The organism is Deinococcus carri, assembly GCF_039545055.1.
Classification (GTDB): domain Bacteria; phylum Deinococcota; class Deinococci; order Deinococcales; family Deinococcaceae; genus Deinococcus; species Deinococcus carri.
In genome coordinates this window covers 17761-37977 of the sequence record NZ_BAABRP010000024.1, presented here as the reverse complement: position 1 = coordinate 37977, position 20217 = coordinate 17761, and the positions used below count along the sequence as shown (strand labels likewise).

Here is a 20217-nt window from a genome sequence, read left to right as displayed (position 1 = left end):
AAGCCCCTTTCCTGGGGGCTTCGGCCCTCTTGACTCTCAGGAGAAATGACATGACGACCATCACCGTGAAGACCCAGGCCGAGCTGGACACCGCCCTCAAGAACAACGAACTGGAAACCATCTACGTGGAAAGTGGCGGCACTTGGCTGACCATCCGCGTCCCCGATGACAGCGAGGTCGAGATCGTGCTGCGGGAGAACAGCCGCGCCGAGCTGCGGGAGAACAGCCGCGCCGTGCTGCGGGGGAACAGCCGCGCCGTGCTGCGGGAGAACAGCCGCGCCGAGCTGTGGGGGAACAGCCACGCCGAGCTGTGGGGGAACAGCCACGCCGTGCTGTGGGAGAACAGCCGCGCCGTGCTGTGGGAGAACAGCCGCGCCGAGCTGTGGGGGAACAGCCACGCCGAGCTGCGGGAGAACAGCCGCGCCGAGCTGCGGGAGAACAGCCGCGCCGTGCTGCGGGAGAACAGCCGCGCCGAGCTGTGGGAGAACAGCCGCGCCGAGCTGTGGGGGAACAGCCACGCCGAGCTGCGGGAGAACAGCCGCGCCGTGCTGCGGGGGAACAGCCGCGCCGTGCTGCGGGAGAACAGCCGCGCCGAGCTGTGGGGGAACAGCCACGCCGAGCTGTGGGGGAACAGCCACGCGCTCGCCCGGCATACTGCCGGCCTCGCGCTCTACGAGCGCAGCACGGCAAAGGCCAGCCCGCTGGTCTGCGTCCATATCCACGACCCCCGCGCCACCGCCGAGGGCGGCCATCAAATCGTGGTGCCGCCCATCCACACCGTGCGTGAGTGGGCGGACTACCACGGGCTGGTAATCAGCAAGGACGGCGAGCTGACCGTGTTCAAGGCCGTGGGGGACGATCTGAAAAGTCCACACGGGGCTGTGTACAGCATCGGGACCGAGGTTGAGGCAGCGGACTGGAACCGTGAGGACTGCTGCGGGTACGGCTTGCACTTCAGCGCCACCCCACGCGAGGCCATGCGCTACTTCAGTCGCGCAACGCGCTTCCTAGCATGCCGCATCCACACGGACGAGACGGTGGTTATTGACCAGGGCGAGCGCGGCCAGGACAAGGTGAAGGCCCGCAGGTGCGTGGTGCTGCACGAGGTGGACATCGACGGCGAACCTCTGGCCGCAGCAGCACAGGACAGCAAGTAGGCCCTCTGGCCCGCTCCCCACGGAGCGGGCCACTTCCCCTTCCCCCCGAGGTTTCAGATGAAACAGACCCAGCACTACACCGTCTGCGCCTACCGCACTGAAACGAAATACAACGCCAAGGACGACCTGATCAGCCTGCTGGACGTGCAAGTGCCCGCCGACGCCCTGGAGTTCCTGCGCGCGGCCCACAGCGCCCAGGACAGTAAGGATGTGACCTTCACCATCCAAGTCACCAACCGCGAGGACGGCGAGTTCCGCAAGCTGGCCTTCACCAGCAAGGGCAGCAAGATGAAGGACTTCGTGCCGGTCGCCACGCTGGAGAAGTGGCACAACTCGCACGACAACCTCACCGAGCTGTTCGACCACGTGTCCTACGAGCTGGCCCTGATCGTGCAGGTGCGCGAGTTGCAGGAAGGCCCCGGCCTCTTCGGGGAAGAGCCGGAAGCGATGGCCGCGGGCGTGCTGAACGCGCCGAAGGACGTGCTGGCCCTGCCCGCGCCGGAGGTCGAGGACGCGGAGTTCACCCCCGCCGAGGACACTCCCGAAGCGTTCCTGGCCCGCTGCTCGATGAAGCACCTGTCTGACCTGCTGGTAGAGGCAGGCTACGACCCCACCGACTGGGACGACCCCAAGCGCAGCGACGAAGAGGACATGGCCGAGTGGCGCGAGATCATCTGCCACCACTGGGAACAGCTCCAGGGCACCGAGACGCTGAGTGAGATTCGCGCGCAGGTGGAGGGGGAAGGTCATGCGGCTGCCGCCGACTGAAGCGGGGGGGCTGCGGCCCCTTCCCCCCACCGAGGTGGAGGTGCGCCCGGAATTGACGGATGACCTCCGGGTGTTCTGGATCGGGGAGCTGCGGGCGCTGTCCGCACCTCACCAGGCGGCCATGCTCACGTGCCTGGAGCACAAGTACGGTCAGGCCGCCGCGGATGAAGTCAGGAAGGCGGTGGGGGCATGACGGCTGCTATGCACCGCCTGTCCTCCGGCCTGATCGTGCCCACCCGCACAGACTCTTCCACCTGGGCGCAGGTCCGCAGTGGCCTGATCGTGCCCGACACCCTTGCCCGGAAGGGACGCCACCGCTACGGCCCTGGACCTCTGGGGCTGGACCTCTTCGCCGGTGCCGGTGGATTCAGCCTGGGCATGAAACAGGCTGGCATCGAGGTCATCGGCATGTTCGAGTGGGCCGCCGACGCCACCATCACCTACATGATGAACCTGTGCCGGTACGGCCAGGTGGAGACGCACTGGGCGACCCCGGCCGACGCGCAGCGCATGAACGACGAGCTGCTGCGCAGCGCCAAGCGCCACAAGAAGGACGTCGCGGATGCGAAGGCAGCCGGGGTGGACCTCACGCCGGAGATGCTTCACCAGTTGGACCTCCTGCCTACCGCAGGCAGTGGATGGATTCGGGATCAGCCGGACGTGCCCGGCACTCAGCACGTGTTCTTCGGCGACATCCGAAAGTTCGGCGGTCAGGACGTCCTGAAGGCGCTGGAATTGCGGCCCGGTGAGCTGGACGTGCTGTTCGGCGGGCCGCCCTGCCAGGGCTTCAGCACCGCCGGGAAGCGGAACGTCCTGGACGAACGCAACAGCCTGATCTTCGAGTTTGCGCGCCTGGTGGTGGAGTTGCAGCCGCAGACCTTCGTGTTGGAGAACGTCCCCGGCTTGCAAAGCATGGTCACGCCGCGCGGTGTGCCGGTGCTGGACGAGTTCTGCGCGATGGTCGCGGACGGTGGTTGGGCGACCTTCGAGGCGCTCCGGAAGATGGTCGGTGCCGATACGGGCCGCCGCGCCGGAGTCCGCACGCGGGCCACGCACCCCAAAGACGAACCGGTGGAAGAAGCCGAGCAGGAAGAGGCATTCGGGCCGCTCTTTGGAGGCACCCCATGACCCCGGCCAAGAACATCCGGTTCCCTGCCCCCGCGTCTCCCCCTGCTGGCCCGAAGCCCGCCAAGACGGCCCCCTTCACGCGGTTGGACAACGCCACCGACATGGAACTGCTGGCAGAGCTACCCAACGCCCTGCTGAAGCCCGCGCTGTGCCTGCTGATGCACCGCAACATGCGCCCGGTTCACTGGGGCGAGGTGGCGACCTACAGCCGCCGGGGAGCCACCCAGACCCGCCAGGGCCTGGCGCGCCTCGCCGAACTGGGCCTGGCGGTGGCGCAGGGCGACTTGTGGAGCTGGGCCGGGTCCACCGCTGCCCGGAAACCCGTTCGGGAATCCGCTCGGAAACCCGTTCGGAAATCCGATGAAACGGCACCCGAAAATGCCGTGCAGGACGGTGAAACTCCGCCCCTTAAAGAAGGAACAGAAGTAAAGAAGAAAGAAAAGACCAACAACACCTACGTCTCTGACTCTGATCAGCCCGCCCCGGCCCCCACGGCTGTTGTTGCTGGAGGAGCTTCCGAACAGCAGGCAGACCCCACACAGCAGGCGCAGAGCGCGGCCCCTGGCGGGGCCAGGGCTGACCTGCCTTCCCCTTCACAGCTCAAAACCGCTCACCAGCACGAGGAAACCGAGAACGTGACCGACTCTGAAAAAGTTCCGCCGCCCGCCGCCGCGCCGCAGGGCTACCGCGCCGCGCAGGAGGCGCTGGCCGCCGCCGGGGCGTGGGACATCTGGCAGGGCTGGGTGCCCGGCGTGCCCGGCCTGAGCCGTAACCGCGCCGCCCAGGACGCGCAGATTGCCCAGTTCGCCACGTGGGTGCAAGCGGGCCTCGTCGAGGACTTGCGCCAGAATGCCCGCGACATCGTGGTGGCGGGCAGCTTCGCCCACCCGTTCCCCGCGCTGGTGAAGCGCATGGAACGCGCAGAAGCCGTCCAGCACGCGCAGCGGCAGAACCTTGACGAGACCCGCCGCGCGTTCGGCGAGGCCACCTGCATGCCCGGCGAGCGCCGCCGCGCCCCGGATGGCCGCGTCTGGACGGTGGAGGCCGTCGAGTACGGGATGGTGTTCTTCGCTGAGAGCGGCGCACCGCTGGACGTGCCGGACCGCGTGGCGGCGGAGTGGGAGGTGGAGGCGTGACCGACTTCACCCCCCGCGTCCCCCCCCACAGCAACGAGGCGGAAATCAGCCTGCTGGGCAGCGTCCTGCTGGACAACGACGCCCTCACCAACGCTGTCGTCGGCCAAGTCATCCCGGTGGACTTCTACCGCGAAAGCCACCGGAAAATCTGGGCCTGCATTCCGGCTCTGCGGGAGAAGCGCGGCAGCGACGGCAGCCCCGGCCCCGTCGAACTCGCCACCCTCTCCGAGGAACTCATTCGCCGCGGCCAGCTCGACGAGGTGGGGGGGCTGGTGTACCTGATGGGCCTGTCCGACCAGACCAGCACCGCCGCCTACGCCGAACACTTCGCGCGCATCGTGCTGGAGAAGGCTCACCTGCGCCAGGTCATCAGCCACGCCGGGAAGACCATGCAGGCCGCTTTTGAGCAGCAGATGCCCCTGGAAGACATCGACGCGCTGGCCGCCAGCGCCCCCCGCATGGAGTTCGGCGAGGCGGAGATCGTGCGCGGGGGCAGCCTGCTGGCGGGCGTGCTGGAACAGGCCAGCAGCGGCACCGGGCGGCGCGGCGCACCCACGGGCCTGACCGACCTGGATGACGCGGTGGGTGGCTTCGAGGGCACCCGACTGTACGTGCTGGGCGCGCGGCCTGGGATGGGGAAGACGGCCGCCGCCTTCCAGATGGCGGTGAACGTCGCGGCCACCACGGGGCGTGTGCTGGGCTTCAGCCTGGAGATGCCCGCCGAGGAAATCATGACCCGGCTGCTGTGCAGCGAGGGGCGGGTGGACCTCAGCCGCTTCACCGACGCGCAGCGCGGCAAGGCGCAGCTCAGCGAGCGGGACTGGGGCCGCCTCGTCCCCGCGCAGGAGTTCCTGGACCGCCTGCCGCTGGACATCGTGCGGAAGCAGAACCTGTACCTGCACCAGCTCACCGACATGGTGCGGCGCGAGCACCAGCGCGACCCGCTGAGTATGTTCGTCCTGGACTACCTGCAACTGGTCAAGGTGGCCGGGCGCGGCGGCGGCAACCGGACCCAGGAAGTGGGCGAGATTAGCCGCGAGCTGAAGAACCTGGCCCTGGAACTCCAGATTCCCGTGCTGGCCCTCTCGCAACTGAACCGCGGCGTGGAAGACCGCCCGAACAAACGCCCGCAGCTCAGCGACCTGCGCGAGTCGGGCAGCGTGGAGCAGGACGCCGACGTGGTGATGTTCATCTACCGCGACGAGGTCTACAACAAGGAAACCGACCAGCAGGGCGTGGCCGAGTTCGGCATCGGCAAGCAGCGCAACGGGCCGACCGGCATGGTGAAGGTCCAGTACCACGCGCCCTTCACGCGCTTCTCGAATCTGGCGAGGTTCGCATGACCGACCCTCGCCGTTACCGCTGGCTCACCGAGGGTCAGGCCTACCGCTACGGCCCGAAGCTGGGCAAGGGCGACGACAGTCGACGGGGCACCACCTGCACCGTGCTAACCGTGCCCCGGCCCGGTGCAGTGGGCAACGTGATGGTGCGCTGGCCGGACGGACACACCGCCATCGTCCCCAGCGGTGTGCTGCGGAGGGTGAAGGCATGACCGGCCAGCAGCTCGAAGCCCGCGCTCCCACCCTGGAACAGGACATGGCCGCCTGGGGCGAGTCCTACCGGGCCGCCCAGCGTGACCTGAACGCCCGCGCCCTCGCCGCCTACGCGCTCTACCTGCGCTGGACTGTCGCCGGGCAGCAGGGCGACTTCAGCAGCACCCTTGCCCGGCACGCGGGTCTTTCGCGCACGACCGCCTGGCGTGCCTGGCGCGCTGGGTACGCCCTCCACCTGGGCAGCACGGCCACCGCCGACCAGGGCGACTTGGTGGACGCTGCCCGCGCCCTGGACAACGGGGCCAGCGTGAGCGAGGTCAACACCGCCCTTGATGCCCACACCATCCGCGACCTGGCCCAGCAGCTCGACACGGGCAGCGTGGGCCGCCGCATGACCACCGAGGCCGCGCAGCTTCGCCAGCAGGTGCAGCAGCGCCTGGGCACGCTGGGCCTGGAACACCTGCCGCCCGCCGAGCGCGACGAGCTGGTCTTCCGCGCGTTCCTGACGGTTTCAGATGAAACGCTCGCTGGGATTGTCGCGGCGTACCGGAAGACGGTGGAAGCGGGGGAGGACTGACCACGCCGAAAAAAGCCGAAAACCAGCCAAAACCGACGCTTCTGGACCGCCTCGCCACCTACCGCCGCACCCGCACCGCCCGCGGGGCCACGCTGGAGGAACTGGAGCTGCTGGAGGAGGTGGCCGACGCCCTGGCCCGCGCTGCTGAGCGGGAGGCAGGGCTGCGGGAGGCGCTGAAATTGGTCGCGCGACCCCTGAACCTACTGGCCGACATGATTGAAAAGCAGCTTGAATCCGAGCGCGAGGGGTCGCCGTTTGAGGCCGGGGACCGTGCGGCGAAGGCGTTAGAGGCGGTGTTTAGGCTGAAGCCTGCGCGACTCCGCAAGTTGGCCGCGCTCGCCCAGGCCGGGCAGGCGCAGGGCGGGGAGGGTGCCCAGTGACCGCCCCCACCCGCAAGAAGCCCGTGAACTCCCGCGCGAAGGGGGCCAATGGTGAGCGCGAGTTGGCGAAGGTCCTCACCGATCTCGGCTACCCCGCCCGGCGTGGCCAGCAGTTTCGGGGCGGGGCGGAAAGCCCGGATGTGGTGTGCGAAAGCCTGAAGGGCTGGCACATCGAGGCGAAGCGTACCGCCACCTGCCAGATGTTCAGCCCGGCGACCCTGAAAAACTGGATGGAGCAAGCCCGGCGGGACTGTGGGGGGAGGCGGATGCCCATCGTGATCCACCGCTGGAACGGTGCCCGCGACTGGTGGGTGCTGGTGATGCCCTATGCGCGGCCCTGGTACTGGCAACGTCTCGACCTGTTCCTGAAGGTCGAGCGCGAACTGCAAACGATCTGGGGGTTGCCGGAGTGAGCCTCCACGCCCGCATTTCGCCCAGACTCCCGAGAGCCGTAGGGAGCCGCCCTCTGTCTTCTCGCTTCCCCCCGAGGTGCCGATGCCCAAGCAGCCCAGCATGGATGACCTGATGACCAGCCTTCTCGCCCCTGGCAAGCCCGTAGAGGCCCCAGCAACTCTCGGCACGCCTCCTAGTCCTGTGCAGCCTCCCGAAGTCCCCTCACGGCCCGTTCTGGGCAAGCAGCGGCTCAAGCTCTCGCCGCGCGAGACGGTGCAGGCACTGACCAGTGGCAGGCAGCAGCAGCGGGAGGCACGGGTCCATGCCGAGGCGTGGTACCAGGCCCTGCGTGAGTGGGGGACGGTCAACGAACGAGGCGAGTACCTGAGCGGCGCTGGGCCGCGCCGCTCCAGTGGCCGGATGCAGGTCGTGGGCATTGGCAGCTATGGGGGGCCACCCGGCGGCTTCATCACCTATAGCCGCCTGCACACGCCCTTGGGCTGGGTGAGCGAGTCGAACGTGACGGCACTCTGCAACGCGGACCCCCTGCTGTCCGAAGTTCGCCGTGGCGCGGGTCTCGCCACGCTGATGCACGCCAGCGGGCGCGGCTGGGCTGGCGAGCGTGCCAGGGCCTACGCGCGGGCTGTGCTGAGGCTGGCCGCAGTCCTCGGAGACCCCCGTGCGGGGGAGTGCCTACAACATCTTGTATTTGCGGAAGATTCCTCTACAATTTCTGTAGACTCGCAAGAGTAGTTGCTAGACCCTGCCAAGCCGCCCCCTGGGGCGGTTTTCGTTTGCCCCGGAGGTCTCCATGCGCCGATTCCAACTGGTTAGGTCAGAGGATGTGAGCGGCTGCTCGGGCTGCGGTGTGGTGGCTGAGGGTGCCGAGTTCAGTGACGGCACGGTGGTCATCCGCTGGCTGGTCGAGCCGTGCGGAACCACCCTGCGCGACTGCATGGCGGATGTGGAGCGCATCGAGGGGCACCAGGGCCGGACGGTACCCCGGTTCCTGGACCCGCCATGAGCAAGCGGCAGTCTAAGCGCCACCGCCGCCGCCAGCAGCAGCAAGGCTACGCGCTCCCGGATGTGCGGCGGGACTACCTCGCCAGTCTGGAGAGACGGGGCCGGATGCAGACCACGCCTATCGAGTTGCGCTGGCAGGCGGTGTGCGAACCGTTCTATCTACGGGAGTTGGGGCTGATGCCGGTCCTGAAGTTCCCGCCGCAAGAGCCGCGCTACCAGCCCCCGCCCGTGATTCGCACCCGTCGTTTTCCCGACACCTGACTGCCGAAGGAGGTGAACTGCGCCCATGACCGAACACCGAACACCGAACACCGAACAACCCACCGCTGAGGAACTGGGCGCGGCCCTCAATCCCCGGCACAGGAAGTTCGCGGACCTCTACCTCAACGAGTGCCGCCTGAATGCCAGCGCTGCCGCTCGCCGGTCCGGATACAAGGACCACCGGCAGGGCTGGCGCATCGTGCGGCTGCCCGATGTGGCCGCGTATATCGCCGCCGTGATGGCCGAGAGTCCGGACGTGATGGGCGCGGGAGAGGTTGCCGCCCGCCTGACCATCGAAGCCCGCAGCACGGTAGACATGGACGAGTTCGTGACCGTCGCGCCCACCGAACGGACCTTCTGGGTGCCTGCCCGCCAGCACGAGCCGGTGCGCGAGTACGCCAAGCGCAAGCGGGTCGATGTGGAGGACCTCGATAAGTACGACCTCATGAACGAGTTCGGGGCGAGCGAAGTCAGCGAGACATTGGACGGCGAGGTCATGATCAAGGTGGCTACCATCGCCCAGGACGTGGTGATCGACTGGGCCGCGGCGAAGGCGGCGGGTGCCATCAGCGGCATGGCAGTTCTGAAGAAGAACCGTGACGGCAGTCTTGAGTACCGGGTCAAGGACCCCACGAAGGCGCTGCAACTGCTGGGGCAACTGCACGACATGTTTGGGCAGCGCCAGGTGCATCAGAACCCGGACGGTAGCCCGATCAAGTTCATCGTGGGCGTTTCGGAGGACGACCTGTGACGGCCGCCCAGCTCCCGCCGGGTGCGCTGGTCTATGCCCCCAGGGGCAGTGCTCTGGAGGTTATCCGCTGCCGGGCCGACGAAATCATGATGGACGGCCCCGCCGGGTGTGTCGCGGGCGAAACTCGCCTGTATAACCCCCTGACTGGGGAGCACACGCCTATTGCTGAGCTGTACCGCCTTCAAATTGCGCCCGTGGTTCAGACCACTCTTGGCCCCATCCAAGCCACTGTCCCATTCATCAAAGGGAAAGCGAAGCTCTACAGGCTTCGCTTTGAATCGGGGAGAGAGTGTGTCGTTACTGCGGATCACCTTCTGTTCTCGCCTTCTGGCTGGCGGTATTCAATGCACCTAAGCCCCGGTCAAAAGCTGCGCGTTGACGGCCCCTGCCCGCTGCCGACCAGTTCGGCGTCTGGCCCTTCAGTGTCTCTGCCAAGTGCTGTGAGTTGGAGGCGAAAAGCTCAAGGTTCTCAGGCCGGTTATCGTCCCGTTGCCCGTTCCTGTGGTGGACAACCTCAGTCCGTTTCAGAGCGCGACCTAACGTCTGCTCCATCACATAACGATGTTCCCGTACATAGCCGTGTCGGTTTGCCTGCGGGTGCTCCGGCATATGCAGCAGGACATAACCGTTTTTGTCCGTCATGCGCCCGCCGCGCCATGAAGGGTTATTCGCCCCAACTTGGCGAAATGGGGTATGAGGGATGTTGTGCTCTTTCAGGAACTTGGCAACAAGCTGATGCTTCGTGCCGATGCGCCGCGCAATCTCTGACAGAGATTCACCCTGGGCCGCCAGTTCTCGCACCCGTTCGGCATTCCGGTAGCACGCGCCGTTTGTCGAGTTATGGAGCGGAACCCCTGCCTTTTTCAGCACGTATCGAACCTGCTGAAGCGACACCCCTACCTGCTCGGCAATTGCTCGCGGGGCGGTTGGTCGCTGATGAAGGTCAAGGATTTGCGCCTGCTGATCCTGCGTTACGTGCTTTGTTCCCATCGTATGCCTCCTCTAAATTGCATTATACGGGCCAATGGGACACCCTTGCAAGCATAGAGTACGTTCGCACCGATGTTTACTACGATTTGCATGTCCCTTACGCCGAGCACTATTTGGCTGAGGGCATCTGGCATCACAACACCGGCAAAAGCCGGGCCAACCTCGAAAAGCTCAACATGTTGGCGCTGAAGTATCCCGGCTGCCGCCTCGCCATCGTCCGCAAGAAGCGGCGCAGCCTCACCGAGACGGGCTTGGTGACCTTCGAGCAGCATGTCAAACCCGCGTGCGATACGAGGAACCAGCAGCGCAATGTCCGGCAGTCCTACGTCTACCCGAATGGCAGCGAGATCATCGTTGCCGGGGTGGACGACCCTGTAAAGCTCATGTCCGCCGAGTTCGACGTCATCTATGTCATGGAGGCGACCGAGCTGAGCGTGCGCGATTGGGAGTTCCTCTCTACCCGCCTTCGCAATGGAGTGATTCCCTACCAGCAGTTGCTGGGGGACTGCAACCCAGGGCCGCCCTCGCACTGGCTGAAGAAGCGCATGGACGCTGGGGTCACCACCCGAATCGGGTGCAACCACAAGGACAACCCTCGGCTCTGGGACGCAAGGGCCAATGCGTGGACGCCGTTCGGCCGGACGTATATCGCCCGCCTGAACAAGCTCACGGGTCCGCGTCGGGACCGCCTCTTGAACGGCCTCTGGGCCGCGGCGGAAGGCATGGTCTACAGCAACTGGCGTCCGAACATCCACATTGTTCCGCGGTTCGTGCTCCCAGATGACTGGCGGCGGATCATTGTCATCGACTTTGGGTACAACCACCCGTTCGTCTGCCACTGGTGGGCGATCTCGCCGGATGGGGTGATGTACCTCTATCGGGAGATTTACCGCACCCAGCGGACGGTGAAAGACCACGCACGGCAGATCAGGGTGCTGACTGGGGATGAGCAGATCGAGGCCTACGTGACCGACCATGACGCCGAGGGCCGCGCGACCTTGGAGCAGGAACTGGGCATCCAGACCATTGCAGCAGACAAGGCCGTTGCTGTCGGGATTCAGGCTGTGCAGAACCGGTTAGGGCGTGAGTACGACCCCGCGAAGCCGGACGAGCCTGGGGTGGTCGCCCGCATCTTCTTTTTCGAGGATGCCCTGGTCGAGGTGGACCCCGCGCTGCTGGACGAGGAAACGGGCTTGGCGATTGGTCCAGTCCGGACCGTGGACGAGGTGGATGGCTACATCTGGGCGAAGGGTGCCAACGGTGAGACGCTCAAAGAAAAGCCCGTGAAGGAAGCTGATGACGGGATGGACACGACCCGCTACGCCGTGCGGTACGCGGACGGGTTCGGGACTCCCGACCTTCCCCCCTCCGGCATCGCGGGCTACGAACAGGACACCAACTGGGAAGGAGGTGAAGAGTTCTGATACTTGACCAGTACGGGCAACCTGCGCTCAGTGCGGCCAGCGACCTGCAGGACAATATGCAGGGCGGCTGGCAACTCACCGGCGGCATCGGCGGGCAAATCACGCTGCCTCAGCAAGCGCGGTTGCTGGGCACCCTCTCCCGTGCAGACACCCAGCGCGCCGCCGTGGTGATGTGGTACCTCAATCCGCTGCTCTACGGCGCGGTGGAGGTCATCAAGGGCTTCGTGCTCGGCGCGTCCATCTCCTACGGTGCCCACCCCGATAAGGCGGTGCAGGCCGTCATGGAGGAGTTCTGGGCGGCCAACAGCTTCGACGCCCTGATTGAGCGGTGGTTCACCGAGCACCTGTTGCTGGGCGAGAACCTCACCATCTGGCCGGACCCGAAGCGCTTCAAACGGCTTGATCAGGCTGCGCGCATCGGGCATTACGGTGTGATTGACGGACAGCTCAAGTTCAACACCGTGCCGGGCCTCCCCGATGTGGTGGAGAGCATTGGCATCAGCAGGCGCACCCTGCAACGGGGCGAGTTCGTGTGGACGGCCAGCGACGCCATCCTCAACGACGTGCGCGGCTGGCCGGTTGTGGGGCGCGCCCTCGGCCCAGCGCTCGCCTACGTCAATTTCGTCAACGCCCGCACGAAGGTGCACGACCTGGCCAGCCGCATCAACGCCATCTACTACGCCTTCGCCAAGGACGAGAAGGAGCTGAACCAGAAGGCCGCCCGCTTCCGCAACGTGCCCAGAAGCGGCGCGGTCCTGACCCTCGCGCAGAACGCCGAGGGGGTCAGCGAGAAGTTCGAGTTCAGCACGCCGGACGTGCACGCCACCGACGCGGCCACCGACGCCAAGCTCATCAAGCAGCTCCTCGCTGTCGCCCTGGGCCTGCCCGAGCACTACCTCGCGGAGGGTGGGGGGGTGACGCGCACAACCGCAGACAGCATGGGCGAACCCACCCGCAAGGGATTCGAGCGGCGGCAGCGCGTGGTCTGGAACTGGTTGCAGGGCAGCTTCCGCACCGAACTCGCGCGGCGCTACCCGGACGGCACCTTCGTCACGAAGAAGGGCAGCCGCAAGCGCGTCCCGGCCTCCCTGGTCGAGTTCCCCTTCAGCTTCCCCAGTCTGCGAAACGAGGACCTGCCCGCCTTGGTGGCAAAGGTTGCTCTAGCGGCGAAAAACCGCCTCGCCAGCCGCGAGACACTCACCGGGGAACTCGGCTACGACCCGGCGCTTGAGAAAGAGAGGTTTGCCAGTGAAGAAGCGGAAGACGCCAAAGACCCCGGCAATCGGCCCAAGCCGGGAGACGACCCCACTGCAGGCCAGTGACCAGCAGGCCCCGCCCCCCGCCTTTCCTGCCCGAAAGCACCCCGAGCCGAAGCCTGGGCAGGAAGTCATGCAGGACAGGGAGTGAACATGGCAGACCACCGCACCCGCAGCCCCACCAGGAAACCCGACGGCATCCTCACCGATGCCGTCGAATCCTTTGCCTTGCAGCCCCTGCAGGACGGCCAGGGCACCCGCAAGATCACCGGCGTGGCGAAGCAAGCCGACCGGATCAACCTCAACCGCCGCTTCTTCAGCCTGCCCGTCCTGACGGCCATGTGCAGCGCTGCCCAGGACGCCGTGAAGGGCGGCGAGCTGTACGGCCTGGTGCAGCACCCCGACCCCTGGTGGGAGGGACCCAAGGGGCTGATCGAGAACATCGGCGTGAAGTACGACCGCCTGTGGATGGACGGCGACCTGCTGCGTTTCGAGGGCAGTGTCGTGCAGACCACCAAGGGCAAGGACCTTCAGGCCGTGCTCGATGCCGGGGTGAAGGTCGGGATGTCCACCAACGTGACCGGCAGCGCGCGGTACCTGCCCGCGAAGGAAGTCGATCCGGAGTGGCCGGACCCGGAGGAAACCATTCAGGTCGTCAATGACGACGCGCGGCTCATCACCATCGACGCGGTGATGGGTCCCGCCGATCTCGCCGGTGAGCTGAACGCCGCCGACGCCATGAAAGCGGGCCAGGTGCGGTCAGAGGCGGAGTTCATCGACGAGATGATTCCGCACCATCAACTGGCCATCGACATGGCGGAGAAGGCCCTCGGCTTTATCGAGCACGAGGAACTTAAAACCCTCGCCAAAAACATTGTTGCCACCCAGGGCAAGGAAATCAAAACCATGCGCCGAATCCGCAAAACACTGGATTCGGCTGAAGGAGTTGATGTTGTGAACCTCGACGAACTCAAGAAGAAGCACCCCGACCTCTACGCCCAGGCTGTGGCTGACGGCAAGAAGGAGGCGGGCGCGAGCAGCCTCGAGGACCAGCTCGCCAGCGAACGGGCCGCCCGCCTGAAGCTGGAGCGCGAGATTCAGGACGGGAAACGCGAGGGTATCGCCCGCACCGCCCTGACCGACGCCAGGCTGCCCAAGTTGGGCAAGTCGGGCGACATCGACCTCGATGCCCGCTTCGAGAAGCGCGTGACCGATGCGGCCCTGCGTGCCGATTCCGACGAAGAAGCCCGCGCCGAGGTGGCCGCCCTGATTGCCGAGCGCAAGCTCACCACCCGCACCGATGAACGCGACGCGGACAACAACCCCGGCCTGGGCAGCGAAAGCGTGCAGGACGCGGGAGGCGGCAAGTCTGCCAGCAAGAGTCGTAGCACCTTTCAGGCCGCGCGGCGCAACTTCGGCCTCTGATTCCGACGCCCCGGTTTCCCGCCCTCTCGTTTCCTGAAAGGAAGTGGTCACTATCAGCAAGAATCTCCACAAGACCCACAAGGCCCTGATCACGGCGGCCCTGGCTGTTGCCGCGGGTACCAAGAGCGGGGACGTGGTCCTCGTTGGCACCAAGGGCCTGAAGGGCTGGGCGCTGACGGACGCGGCTACCGCCGACACCGTCGCGGACGGCACGGCTGCCCCCGGCCTCGCTGCCGGGCAGGCCACCGTCGAACTGGTGGGCATCAGCCTCGCCGTGAATCTGCCTGTCGCCGGAGCTGGCGTGGTCGGTGACAAGGTCTACAAGGTGGCGGCAGACGGGACCTACACCGGCGTCGCCAGCGGCAACACCTTCATCGGGTACGCCCTGAAGGACTGGGCCGACGGCAACGTCATCCCCGTTGGCCTCTCCAACGCCTGAACGTCTCACCCTGACACTCGGCCCGGCCTCTCCCGCCGGGCCTTTCTTGTACCCCAAGGAGGGGACATGTCGAAAACACTCCGACTCCAGATGCAACTGGCTGAGGCCAGGGGCGAGATTCCCGCGGGCACCGCGCAGGCTGCCGCCGACAGCATCGTCGTCGAGACGGGTATCCGCGCCTTCTACCGGGGCTACCACGGCCCGGCGAACGTGGACGCGGCCTTCACGGCGGCCCAGCAGCAGCACGCGCAGCTCACCGACGCGCAGGTCGAGGCCCAGGCCGAGAACCTCGCAGATGAACTGCGCGACGCCCTCGCGCCCCTGATGGCGGCCCAGCGCCTCACCGACACCCACACCACCAGCGATCTGCCGCTGGCCCTGGCGAACTTGCGTCAGCGCACGCTGCTGCCCGCCTACCAGGGGCCGGTAAGCAACTGGCGCACGGCCCTCAGTCCCGACATCATCACCGTGCCGGACTTCAAGACCATTCGCACGCTGCGCCTCTCGGAGATGGGCGAGCTGGCTCCGCGCGCGGAAGGTGAGGACGTCACCTACACGACCTTCAGCGAGGCTGAGGGTGGCTACCGCGTGGGCAACTTCGAGCGTGCCGTCGCCTACACCTGGGAGATGGACAAGAACGACGAGGTGGGGGCGTTTGCGCGCGCCCTGGAAAGCCTGGGGCGCGGCGCGGCCCGTACCGAGGTCATGGTCATCTTCAAGGCCATCAAGGACGGCCTGGCCAGCGGCAAGATCACGGGCGCGACGGATGGCTCCGGTGCGCCCAGCATCGACACGCTCAAGAAGCTGCGCACCAAGTTCGCGGGCCGCACCTTCAAGGACGGCGACGGCAACGACCTGGAATACGGCTTCGACGTCACGGACATCGTGTTCGGCACCAGCCAGCGCGACGTCTTCAACCTGGCTAATACCCAGGAGTACGAGGACGCTCGCCAGGGCCGCACGCCGAACATCCTGCGCGGCGCGTTCAACCTGCATCTGGAGCGGCTGTGGAGCCGTGTGTTCGGGCAGGATTACGTGGCCTTCGACAGCATGGTGCAGTGGCTGCAGGTGGCCTTTCTTGAAGGCTTCCAGGGCGGCCCGCTGACCTACACCGAGATGCCCACCAGCCGCGAGTACCAGGACCAGGGGTCTTTCCGCAACCACACCTTCGGGGTCAAGGTGGGGCACACCCTGGGTGCCCGCGTGATTGACCCCAACGGCGCGGTCCTCGTCCAGGGCAGCTAGGACGGTGACCTGTGGCCCTTACCGATGCTGAGCTGAAGCGGCTGCGGGTGCTGGTCACACCCCCCGCCTGGGCCGCCCACAACGCCCTGCCGGAAGCGGAGAAGGTGAATGTCGAGGACGCTTTCGAGGTGTACGGCGACCTGCGTCTGGTGGCCGCCGACGTGCTAGAAGCGGCCTGCCTGAAGGCCAGCAGCACGGCAGCGACCGCACCCGGCAAGCGGCGTATCAAGGTCGGGCCAATTGAACTGGAACGGTCTGCGGCGGGAACCGTGGACGGGATTCAGGCCACCACCTGGTGTGCTCTGGCAACCCGTCTGCGGGAGGAAGCGTCGGGCAGTGGCTTTCCAGGCCCCGTCTTCACGGAGGTGGAAGGGTGACCGGCTCTCTGGCGCTGGAGATCCAGGAACTGGCCCGCCCCGAGCTGGATGAGGTATTCGACGCCCTCGGCATGTCCGTCACCGTCTCCCGCGCCGCTCCCGTCCCGGATGCCCCCCCGCCCGATCTCGACCCCTGGGGCGGCCTGACCCTCCCGCCCGCAGCCTCTGGCGCGCAGGAGAGTGCCATCTATCCCGCCTACGGCTACCAGCTCAGCACCCGCGAGCGCCAGGAAAAGGGCATCGGCGCGGACATCCCCGTCCCCATCTGGGAGGTGCTGGTGCATCATGCCGCGCCGCTCGACGAGCCGGGGTTCAGCCTGACCCTGCATGGCGGCGAACTGCCCGCGCCGCTCGCTCTGGACGTGATTGGGGACGCGGAGGACATCGGGGCCGTCCGCGTCTGCTGGCGTCTCCTCTGCCGTGCCCCCGGTGCCCGTCATGCCCTGGGCGGATAACCCCGACCTCGACCGCGAGATGGACGCCCTGTTCGATCGGGCCGACGAGGCGATGGCCGAGGCGGCCGCAGGGTTCCTGCGCGAGGTGCTGGACCAGCCGGGGGCGGGCGTGAAATGGCCGGGGTTGCCTAACCCCAGTTCAGCACCTGGGGCGTACCCAGCTCGCCAGAGTGGCGACCTCCTGAAATCCATTGGTGCGCAGAAGGTGGGCCAGGAGTGGCACTTCGGGAGCTTCAACGCGCCGCCGGAGGCCTGGGCACTGGAATATCCGTCCCCGCCAGACTCGCCCATCACCCGCCAGTCCGCACACGGGGCGCGGCCCTGGCTCAGCAAGTTCTTGGGCGATGAGCTGGGGCACAAAGTCGTCTGGGATGCCCTGGATTCCATTCTCGGGAGGTAATTCGTGAAGAAGAGCGAGCTTGATCGGCGCAGCCGCGCTCTGGCGATGGGCCTGGTGTCGGAATTGCAGACACCAGGCCTTGACCATGTGGATATCACCATGATCCGCGCCTGGTATGCCCGAGCGTTCGCCGCGCTACAGGAGGAAGCCAGGGAGGGCACCCCCGCCCAGGAGGACGGCTGCATCTATGTCGTGGGCGGGCCGCGAGCGCAATGGGCGGTACCTAATGCCGCGCCTCTGCGGAATACCGAGTTCAGCCAGACGACCAGGATCGAGGTCAATGCGCCGAGGTGTGGCTGCGCTGCGCTGCTGGAGGCCCTGCGCGAGAACACGGCCGCCATCCGCACCTGCACCGAGGCGTGCCAGACCCCCCGGAGGTGACCTATCTCGCAGTCCATCGATGGCCTGCTCTATGACCTCGGTGTGCGCCTGGGCCGCGACGCCGCCGGGCAGGTCCTGAGCAACGCGCCGCCCAACCCCCTCCCCCCCGTGGGCACCATCTACGCCGTGACGCAGGACCAGGGGGGCAGTGCAGATGTCACCACGCATGGCGGCGCGCAGGTTCGTATCCGGCCGGTGCTGATCAGCCTCTACGGGGCCGCCCCGACCGCCGCCGGGAAACACCAGCTCTCCATCCTGCTCGCCTGGCTCCACCGCCGGGCGCGCGAGGTGGACCGGTATCCCGGCCTGCGGGTCGTCGAGTGCACCAGTGGGGATGACCTGCCGCCCACCTTCGACCCCGCCACCCAGACCCATTACGCGCACGTCCGCTTCTTTATCCGCTACCAGCAAGGAGTCACACCATGACCGGACCTACCCAGAAGCCGCTGCCCCAAGCCCTCCCCGCCGACAACACGCCGAACACCTACAGCGGCAACGACTGGCACCTCTACCTGGTGGATGCGGACGCGAACGCGATCCGCATGCCCGCAACTGTCACTACGACCGCCGCAGCGGTCGCGGGTGCCACCAGCCTGACCGTGGCGGCGCTGAACGCCCCCATCGCGGACAACGCCGTCCTCGACTTCGGCGGGGTGCAGGTCACCGTGACGGAACCCGCCGCCGCCGGGGCCACCCAGCTCACCGTGGCTGCCCTGACGGGGGCACTGCCCCAGAATTCGCAGGCCACGACCGAAGGCACGCTGACCGAGGTGCCGCTGGGCGAGCAGTTCAACCCCGACATGCCCAGCAACGAGGAAACCATCAACGTGCACGGCCGCACCACTCCCATCCGGGTGGTGAATGGCAAGGACCTCACCATGACGGTTCGCACGGTGGCGGGCATCACGGACCCGGTGGTCGCGCGGCTGAAGAACCTGGGCCGCCGCCTCAGCCCCAACAACAAGGTTCGCGTCGTGCTGAAGACCGCCGATGGGTACGCCATCCTTGCCACTGTCAACGTGGCCGGGAAGCCCACTGCCGCGCCGAACCAGTCCCAGCGCTGGGAGTTCACGATGAACCTCAGCGGCGACATGTACGACGCGGACCTGAACGAGACCAACCCGGCCTGGACGCTCATCGGGCGCTGAGGCGGGCATGAGCGCGACGCTGCTCGCGTTCGGACGCAGGGGGGCCACCCGGCCCCTTCTGCTTCTCTACGCCCCCGAGGTCGCCCCCGATGCGGTCACTGCTCCCGCCTACAGCGCCCTTTATCCCATCACAGCCCGCGCGGAAACCCTGCGCGAGATGGTGAAAGCTGGCGATGAATGGCGCACGAAGCGCGGCGGCCTGCGCGTCCGGCTGCACAGATGCGCGGCGGGGCACCGGCTGCACGAGGCGATCACCCTGAAGAACACCACACCCAAAAAGAGAACGCCCCAGGAGGGCTTTTAAGCATGACCGACCGCACGAAGTCCGCCTTGGCGGTGCTGGGGCAGCCCGACCGCAAGTTCGCCTACGACCTGGGCGGCGTGCCGGTGCCGTATCTGGCGCTCTCCAACAAGGAGCTTGACCTGATTGACGCCATCCCGACCGCCACCCCCGAGGGGCTGGACGATGCCGAGATGCTGGACTTCCTGCGGGAGAAGCGCTGGCTGGAAAGCGAGGCCGCGTATCACATGCTCTGCAAGCGGCTGGGCACGAAAGGCCCACAGTCGGTGGAGGAGGTCCACGACCTGCTGAACGCAGACCTGTTCTACCCCTGGGTCAACTCCCTGATGAGGGGGGACAAGGGGGAGCCGGTGGGGGCGACGGACAGCCCCTAGATAAGGTCCGGGCCGATTTGCCCCAGGTGCTGGCTGACCTCCAGGCCCACGTGGACGCCCGCCGCGACTGGTACGACACGCCCCTTGATCAACTCTGGTCGGTGTACGAGCGCTGGCTGGACGGGGAGCGGCGGGCCTTTGCCCGTGCGACGGTGACAGGGCAGCTCGCCGCCGGGGCGATGGGCGGCAGTAAGGAGTATTTCGATTCCGTCATCCGGCAGGGCGAGGGGCTGGCCGTGCCCAATCCCTTCACGCGCGTGGACGGCAGTGTGGCGGCCGCGCTACCCACGCCGCAGCAGCCGTATCCGGTGGCGCCGGGGGTGGCCGCCGGAGTGCTGGAGGCGCTGGGGCTGGGGTTGCTGGCGGGGCCTTGCTGGTCGAGCTGGGCCGCGAGCCGGGAGGGATTGCCGCTGTGCCGGATTTGCGGGCGACTGGAGGCGGCGGCGGGGGTAGGGTGAGAGGCGTGAAGAAAATCCTGCTTGGCCTTCTGGCGCTGTCGGCAACTGCCCATGCCCTCGAAACCACCTACACCCAGGGCGTGGAGAAAGAACTTGCGGCATACAAGGTTGACGGCCCCAATCTTTGCGACAGGTACGCAGAAGCCCTCGGCTCCACCTTTGACAGCTATACGCGGGGCTACTCGTTTGCCGCCCCCCGCTACATGGCGGAACTCCTTGTACAAAACCGCATCAATGCCAATGCTCCCCTTGCCCTGGATGGAGCGCTAAAGCCTCTTAGCGACGAATCAAGTCAGTACAGGCTTATTGAGGAAACAAAAAAGGAAGTCAGCGTCTGGTTCTTCTTCAATCAGCGCAATCTCGATAAGACAGATTTTTGTTTTGTCGCATTTAAGCGCAAGTAACCCCAGCCCTTTT

At 66.6% G+C, this 20217-nt stretch carries 30 protein-coding genes and 1 pseudogene; 30 read left to right on the top strand and 1 reads right to left on the bottom strand.

What is annotated here, in order from left to right; translation table 11 throughout:
• Positions 1-50 precede the first annotated feature (50 nt).
• The 15 genes and pseudogenes from ABEA67_RS17910 to ABEA67_RS19490 form a co-directional block, all read left to right on the top strand.
• Positions 51-1157, top strand: coding sequence for a DUF7666 domain-containing protein (locus ABEA67_RS17910; RefSeq protein WP_345467931.1), 1107 nt, complete (start codon positions 51-53; stop codon positions 1155-1157).
• Positions 1158-1214: 57 nt separating this feature from the next.
• Positions 1215-1925 carry a hypothetical protein gene (locus tag ABEA67_RS17905; protein ID WP_345467929.1) on the top strand — a complete coding sequence of 237 codons (711 nt, stop codon included), beginning with the start codon at positions 1215-1217 and terminating at the stop codon, positions 1923-1925.
• Entirely contained in the window at positions 1906-2118 is a 213-nt protein-coding gene (locus ABEA67_RS17900; RefSeq protein ID WP_345467926.1) for a hypothetical protein, read from the top strand. Before ABEA67_RS17905 ends, ABEA67_RS17900 begins: the two co-directional genes overlap by 20 nt.
• On the top strand, positions 2115-3053 hold the full coding sequence (locus ABEA67_RS17895) for a DNA cytosine methyltransferase (protein WP_345467924.1): 939 nt from the start codon (positions 2115-2117) through the stop codon (positions 3051-3053). Before ABEA67_RS17900 ends, ABEA67_RS17895 begins: the two co-directional genes overlap by 4 nt.
• A complete protein-coding gene (locus tag ABEA67_RS17890) occupies positions 3050-4189 on the top strand; it encodes a hypothetical protein (RefSeq protein ID WP_345467922.1) in 1140 nt (379 codons plus the stop codon). Before ABEA67_RS17895 ends, ABEA67_RS17890 begins: the two co-directional genes overlap by 4 nt.
• Complete coding sequence (gene dnaB, locus ABEA67_RS17885; protein WP_345467919.1) at positions 4186-5532, top strand: replicative DNA helicase; 1347 nt, start codon at positions 4186-4188, stop codon at positions 5530-5532. The genes ABEA67_RS17890 and dnaB overlap by 4 nt, the downstream gene beginning before the upstream one ends.
• The gene (locus ABEA67_RS17880; RefSeq protein ID WP_345467917.1) at positions 5529-5741 is read left to right on the top strand and encodes a hypothetical protein; all 213 of its coding nucleotides are present in this window, start codon (positions 5529-5531) and stop codon (positions 5739-5741) included. The genes dnaB and ABEA67_RS17880 overlap by 4 nt, the downstream gene beginning before the upstream one ends.
• Positions 5738-6319 carry a hypothetical protein gene (locus ABEA67_RS17875; protein ID WP_345467914.1) on the top strand — a complete coding sequence of 194 codons (582 nt, stop codon included), beginning with the start codon at positions 5738-5740 and terminating at the stop codon, positions 6317-6319. The genes ABEA67_RS17880 and ABEA67_RS17875 overlap by 4 nt, the downstream gene beginning before the upstream one ends.
• 119 nt (positions 6320-6438) lie before the next feature.
• Positions 6439-6699 carry a hypothetical protein gene (locus ABEA67_RS17870; protein WP_345467911.1) on the top strand — a complete coding sequence of 87 codons (261 nt, stop codon included), beginning with the start codon at positions 6439-6441 and terminating at the stop codon, positions 6697-6699.
• Positions 6696-7112: a putative PDDEXK endonuclease gene (locus ABEA67_RS17865; RefSeq protein WP_345467908.1), complete on the top strand. Its 417-nt coding sequence runs from the start codon at positions 6696-6698 to the stop codon at positions 7110-7112. Before ABEA67_RS17870 ends, ABEA67_RS17865 begins: the two co-directional genes overlap by 4 nt.
• Before the next feature lie 112 nt (positions 7113-7224).
• Positions 7225-7845 carry a hypothetical protein gene (locus ABEA67_RS17860; protein ID WP_345467906.1) on the top strand — a complete coding sequence of 207 codons (621 nt, stop codon included), beginning with the start codon at positions 7225-7227 and terminating at the stop codon, positions 7843-7845.
• Between the two features lie 58 nt (positions 7846-7903).
• Positions 7904-8116 (top strand): hypothetical protein, encoded by a 213-nt coding sequence (locus tag ABEA67_RS17855; protein WP_345467903.1) that lies wholly within the window; start codon positions 7904-7906, stop codon positions 8114-8116.
• Positions 8113-8376 carry a hypothetical protein gene (locus tag ABEA67_RS17850; RefSeq protein ID WP_345467901.1) on the top strand — a complete coding sequence of 88 codons (264 nt, stop codon included), beginning with the start codon at positions 8113-8115 and terminating at the stop codon, positions 8374-8376. Before ABEA67_RS17855 ends, ABEA67_RS17850 begins: the two co-directional genes overlap by 4 nt.
• A gap of 25 nt (positions 8377-8401) precedes the next feature.
• The gene (locus ABEA67_RS17845; RefSeq protein WP_345467899.1) at positions 8402-9127 is read left to right on the top strand and encodes a terminase small subunit; all 726 of its coding nucleotides are present in this window, start codon (positions 8402-8404) and stop codon (positions 9125-9127) included.
• 86 nt (positions 9128-9213) lie between these two features.
• Positions 9214-9387 (top strand): annotated as a pseudogene (locus ABEA67_RS19490) (hypothetical protein); the annotation flags it as partial.
• A gap of 37 nt (positions 9388-9424) precedes the next feature.
• Here the strand turns inward: ABEA67_RS19490 and ABEA67_RS17840 are convergent.
• Positions 9425-10117 carry an HNH endonuclease gene (locus ABEA67_RS17840; RefSeq protein WP_345467897.1) on the bottom strand — a complete coding sequence of 231 codons (693 nt, stop codon included), beginning with the start codon at positions 10115-10117 and terminating at the stop codon, positions 9425-9427.
• 86 nt (positions 10118-10203) lie between these two features.
• Between ABEA67_RS17840 and ABEA67_RS17835 the strand changes: the two genes are divergently transcribed.
• The 15 genes from ABEA67_RS17835 to ABEA67_RS17765 all read left to right on the top strand — a co-directional run bounded on the left by ABEA67_RS17835 (position 10204) and on the right by ABEA67_RS17765 (position 20204).
• Positions 10204-11541 carry a phage terminase large subunit gene (locus tag ABEA67_RS17835; RefSeq protein ID WP_345467894.1) on the top strand — a complete coding sequence of 446 codons (1338 nt, stop codon included), beginning with the start codon at positions 10204-10206 and terminating at the stop codon, positions 11539-11541.
• Between the two features lie 56 nt (positions 11542-11597).
• Entirely contained in the window at positions 11598-12863 is a 1266-nt protein-coding gene (locus tag ABEA67_RS17830; protein ID WP_345467892.1) for a hypothetical protein, read from the top strand.
• An 87-nt stretch (positions 12864-12950) separates the two neighbouring features.
• Positions 12951-14222, top strand: coding sequence for a DUF305 domain-containing protein (locus ABEA67_RS17825; protein ID WP_345467890.1), 1272 nt, complete (start codon positions 12951-12953; stop codon positions 14220-14222).
• A 43-nt stretch (positions 14223-14265) separates the two neighbouring features.
• Complete coding sequence (locus tag ABEA67_RS17820) at positions 14266-14661, top strand: hypothetical protein (protein ID WP_345467888.1); 396 nt, start codon at positions 14266-14268, stop codon at positions 14659-14661.
• A 66-nt stretch (positions 14662-14727) separates the two neighbouring features.
• Complete coding sequence (locus tag ABEA67_RS17815) at positions 14728-15906, top strand: phage major capsid protein (protein ID WP_345467886.1); 1179 nt, start codon at positions 14728-14730, stop codon at positions 15904-15906.
• A gap of 11 nt (positions 15907-15917) precedes the next feature.
• Positions 15918-16283, top strand: coding sequence for a hypothetical protein (locus tag ABEA67_RS17810; protein ID WP_345467884.1), 366 nt, complete (start codon positions 15918-15920; stop codon positions 16281-16283).
• Positions 16280-16738, top strand: coding sequence for a hypothetical protein (locus tag ABEA67_RS17805; protein ID WP_345467882.1), 459 nt, complete (start codon positions 16280-16282; stop codon positions 16736-16738). The genes ABEA67_RS17810 and ABEA67_RS17805 overlap by 4 nt, the downstream gene beginning before the upstream one ends.
• Positions 16722-17138 (top strand): hypothetical protein, encoded by a 417-nt coding sequence (locus ABEA67_RS17800; RefSeq protein WP_345467880.1) that lies wholly within the window; start codon positions 16722-16724, stop codon positions 17136-17138. The genes ABEA67_RS17805 and ABEA67_RS17800 overlap by 17 nt, the downstream gene beginning before the upstream one ends.
• 3 nt (positions 17139-17141) lie before the next feature.
• Positions 17142-17519 (top strand): Rossmann-fold NAD(P)-binding domain-containing protein, encoded by a 378-nt coding sequence (locus ABEA67_RS17795; protein ID WP_345467878.1) that lies wholly within the window; start codon positions 17142-17144, stop codon positions 17517-17519.
• A gap of 42 nt (positions 17520-17561) precedes the next feature.
• On the top strand, positions 17562-17945 hold the full coding sequence (locus ABEA67_RS17790) for a hypothetical protein (RefSeq protein ID WP_345467876.1): 384 nt from the start codon (positions 17562-17564) through the stop codon (positions 17943-17945).
• Positions 17942-18667 carry a hypothetical protein gene (locus tag ABEA67_RS17785; RefSeq protein ID WP_345467874.1) on the top strand — a complete coding sequence of 242 codons (726 nt, stop codon included), beginning with the start codon at positions 17942-17944 and terminating at the stop codon, positions 18665-18667. The genes ABEA67_RS17790 and ABEA67_RS17785 overlap by 4 nt, the downstream gene beginning before the upstream one ends.
• 7 nt (positions 18668-18674) lie before the next feature.
• Positions 18675-18971, top strand: coding sequence for a hypothetical protein (locus tag ABEA67_RS17780; protein ID WP_345467873.1), 297 nt, complete (start codon positions 18675-18677; stop codon positions 18969-18971).
• A 2-nt stretch (positions 18972-18973) separates the two neighbouring features.
• Positions 18974-19342, top strand: coding sequence for a hypothetical protein (locus tag ABEA67_RS17775; protein WP_345467872.1), 369 nt, complete (start codon positions 18974-18976; stop codon positions 19340-19342).
• Positions 19343-19359: 17 nt separating this feature from the next.
• On the top strand, positions 19360-19800 hold the full coding sequence (locus ABEA67_RS17770; protein WP_345467871.1) for a hypothetical protein: 441 nt from the start codon (positions 19360-19362) through the stop codon (positions 19798-19800).
• Between the two features lie 5 nt (positions 19801-19805).
• The gene (locus ABEA67_RS17765; protein ID WP_345467869.1) at positions 19806-20204 is read left to right on the top strand and encodes a hypothetical protein; all 399 of its coding nucleotides are present in this window, start codon (positions 19806-19808) and stop codon (positions 20202-20204) included.
• Positions 20205-20217: the final 13 nt, after the last annotated feature.

Excerpts from the sequence above, each read along its gene's own strand:
- ABEA67_RS17905 (WP_345467929.1), top strand. The coding sequence starts at position 1,215 with ATGAAACAGACCCAGCACTACACCGTCTGCGCCTACCGCACTGAAACG.
- ABEA67_RS17860 (WP_345467906.1), top strand. The coding sequence starts at position 7,225 with ATGACCAGCCTTCTCGCCCCTGGCAAGCCCGTAGAGGCCCCAGCAACT.
- ABEA67_RS17910 (WP_345467931.1), top strand. The coding sequence starts at position 51 with ATGACGACCATCACCGTGAAGACCCAGGCCGAGCTGGACACCGCCCTC.
- ABEA67_RS17785 (WP_345467874.1), top strand. The coding sequence starts at position 17,942 with ATGACCGGACCTACCCAGAAGCCGCTGCCCCAAGCCCTCCCCGCCGAC.
- ABEA67_RS17850 (WP_345467901.1), top strand. The coding sequence starts at position 8,113 with ATGAGCAAGCGGCAGTCTAAGCGCCACCGCCGCCGCCAGCAGCAGCAA.
- ABEA67_RS17815 (WP_345467886.1), top strand. The coding sequence starts at position 14,728 with ATGTCGAAAACACTCCGACTCCAGATGCAACTGGCTGAGGCCAGGGGC.
- ABEA67_RS17890 (WP_345467922.1), top strand. The coding sequence starts at position 3,050 with ATGACCCCGGCCAAGAACATCCGGTTCCCTGCCCCCGCGTCTCCCCCT.
- ABEA67_RS17830 (WP_345467892.1), top strand. The coding sequence starts at position 11,598 with ATGCAGGGCGGCTGGCAACTCACCGGCGGCATCGGCGGGCAAATCACG.
- ABEA67_RS17900 (WP_345467926.1), top strand. The coding sequence starts at position 1,906 with ATGCGGCTGCCGCCGACTGAAGCGGGGGGGCTGCGGCCCCTTCCCCCC.
- ABEA67_RS17825 (WP_345467890.1), top strand. The coding sequence starts at position 12,951 with ATGGCAGACCACCGCACCCGCAGCCCCACCAGGAAACCCGACGGCATC.
- ABEA67_RS17880 (WP_345467917.1), top strand. The coding sequence starts at position 5,529 with ATGACCGACCCTCGCCGTTACCGCTGGCTCACCGAGGGTCAGGCCTAC.
- ABEA67_RS17840 (WP_345467897.1), bottom strand. The coding sequence starts at position 10,117 with ATGGGAACAAAGCACGTAACGCAGGATCAGCAGGCGCAAATCCTTGAC.
- ABEA67_RS17855 (WP_345467903.1), top strand. The coding sequence starts at position 7,904 with ATGCGCCGATTCCAACTGGTTAGGTCAGAGGATGTGAGCGGCTGCTCG.
- ABEA67_RS17800 (WP_345467880.1), top strand. The coding sequence starts at position 16,722 with ATGCCCTGGGCGGATAACCCCGACCTCGACCGCGAGATGGACGCCCTG.
- ABEA67_RS17775 (WP_345467872.1), top strand. The coding sequence starts at position 18,974 with ATGACCGACCGCACGAAGTCCGCCTTGGCGGTGCTGGGGCAGCCCGAC.
- ABEA67_RS17845 (WP_345467899.1), top strand. The coding sequence starts at position 8,402 with ATGACCGAACACCGAACACCGAACACCGAACAACCCACCGCTGAGGAA.
- ABEA67_RS17895 (WP_345467924.1), top strand. The coding sequence starts at position 2,115 with ATGACGGCTGCTATGCACCGCCTGTCCTCCGGCCTGATCGTGCCCACC.
- ABEA67_RS17780 (WP_345467873.1), top strand. The coding sequence starts at position 18,675 with ATGAGCGCGACGCTGCTCGCGTTCGGACGCAGGGGGGCCACCCGGCCC.
- ABEA67_RS17875 (WP_345467914.1), top strand. The coding sequence starts at position 5,738 with ATGACCGGCCAGCAGCTCGAAGCCCGCGCTCCCACCCTGGAACAGGAC.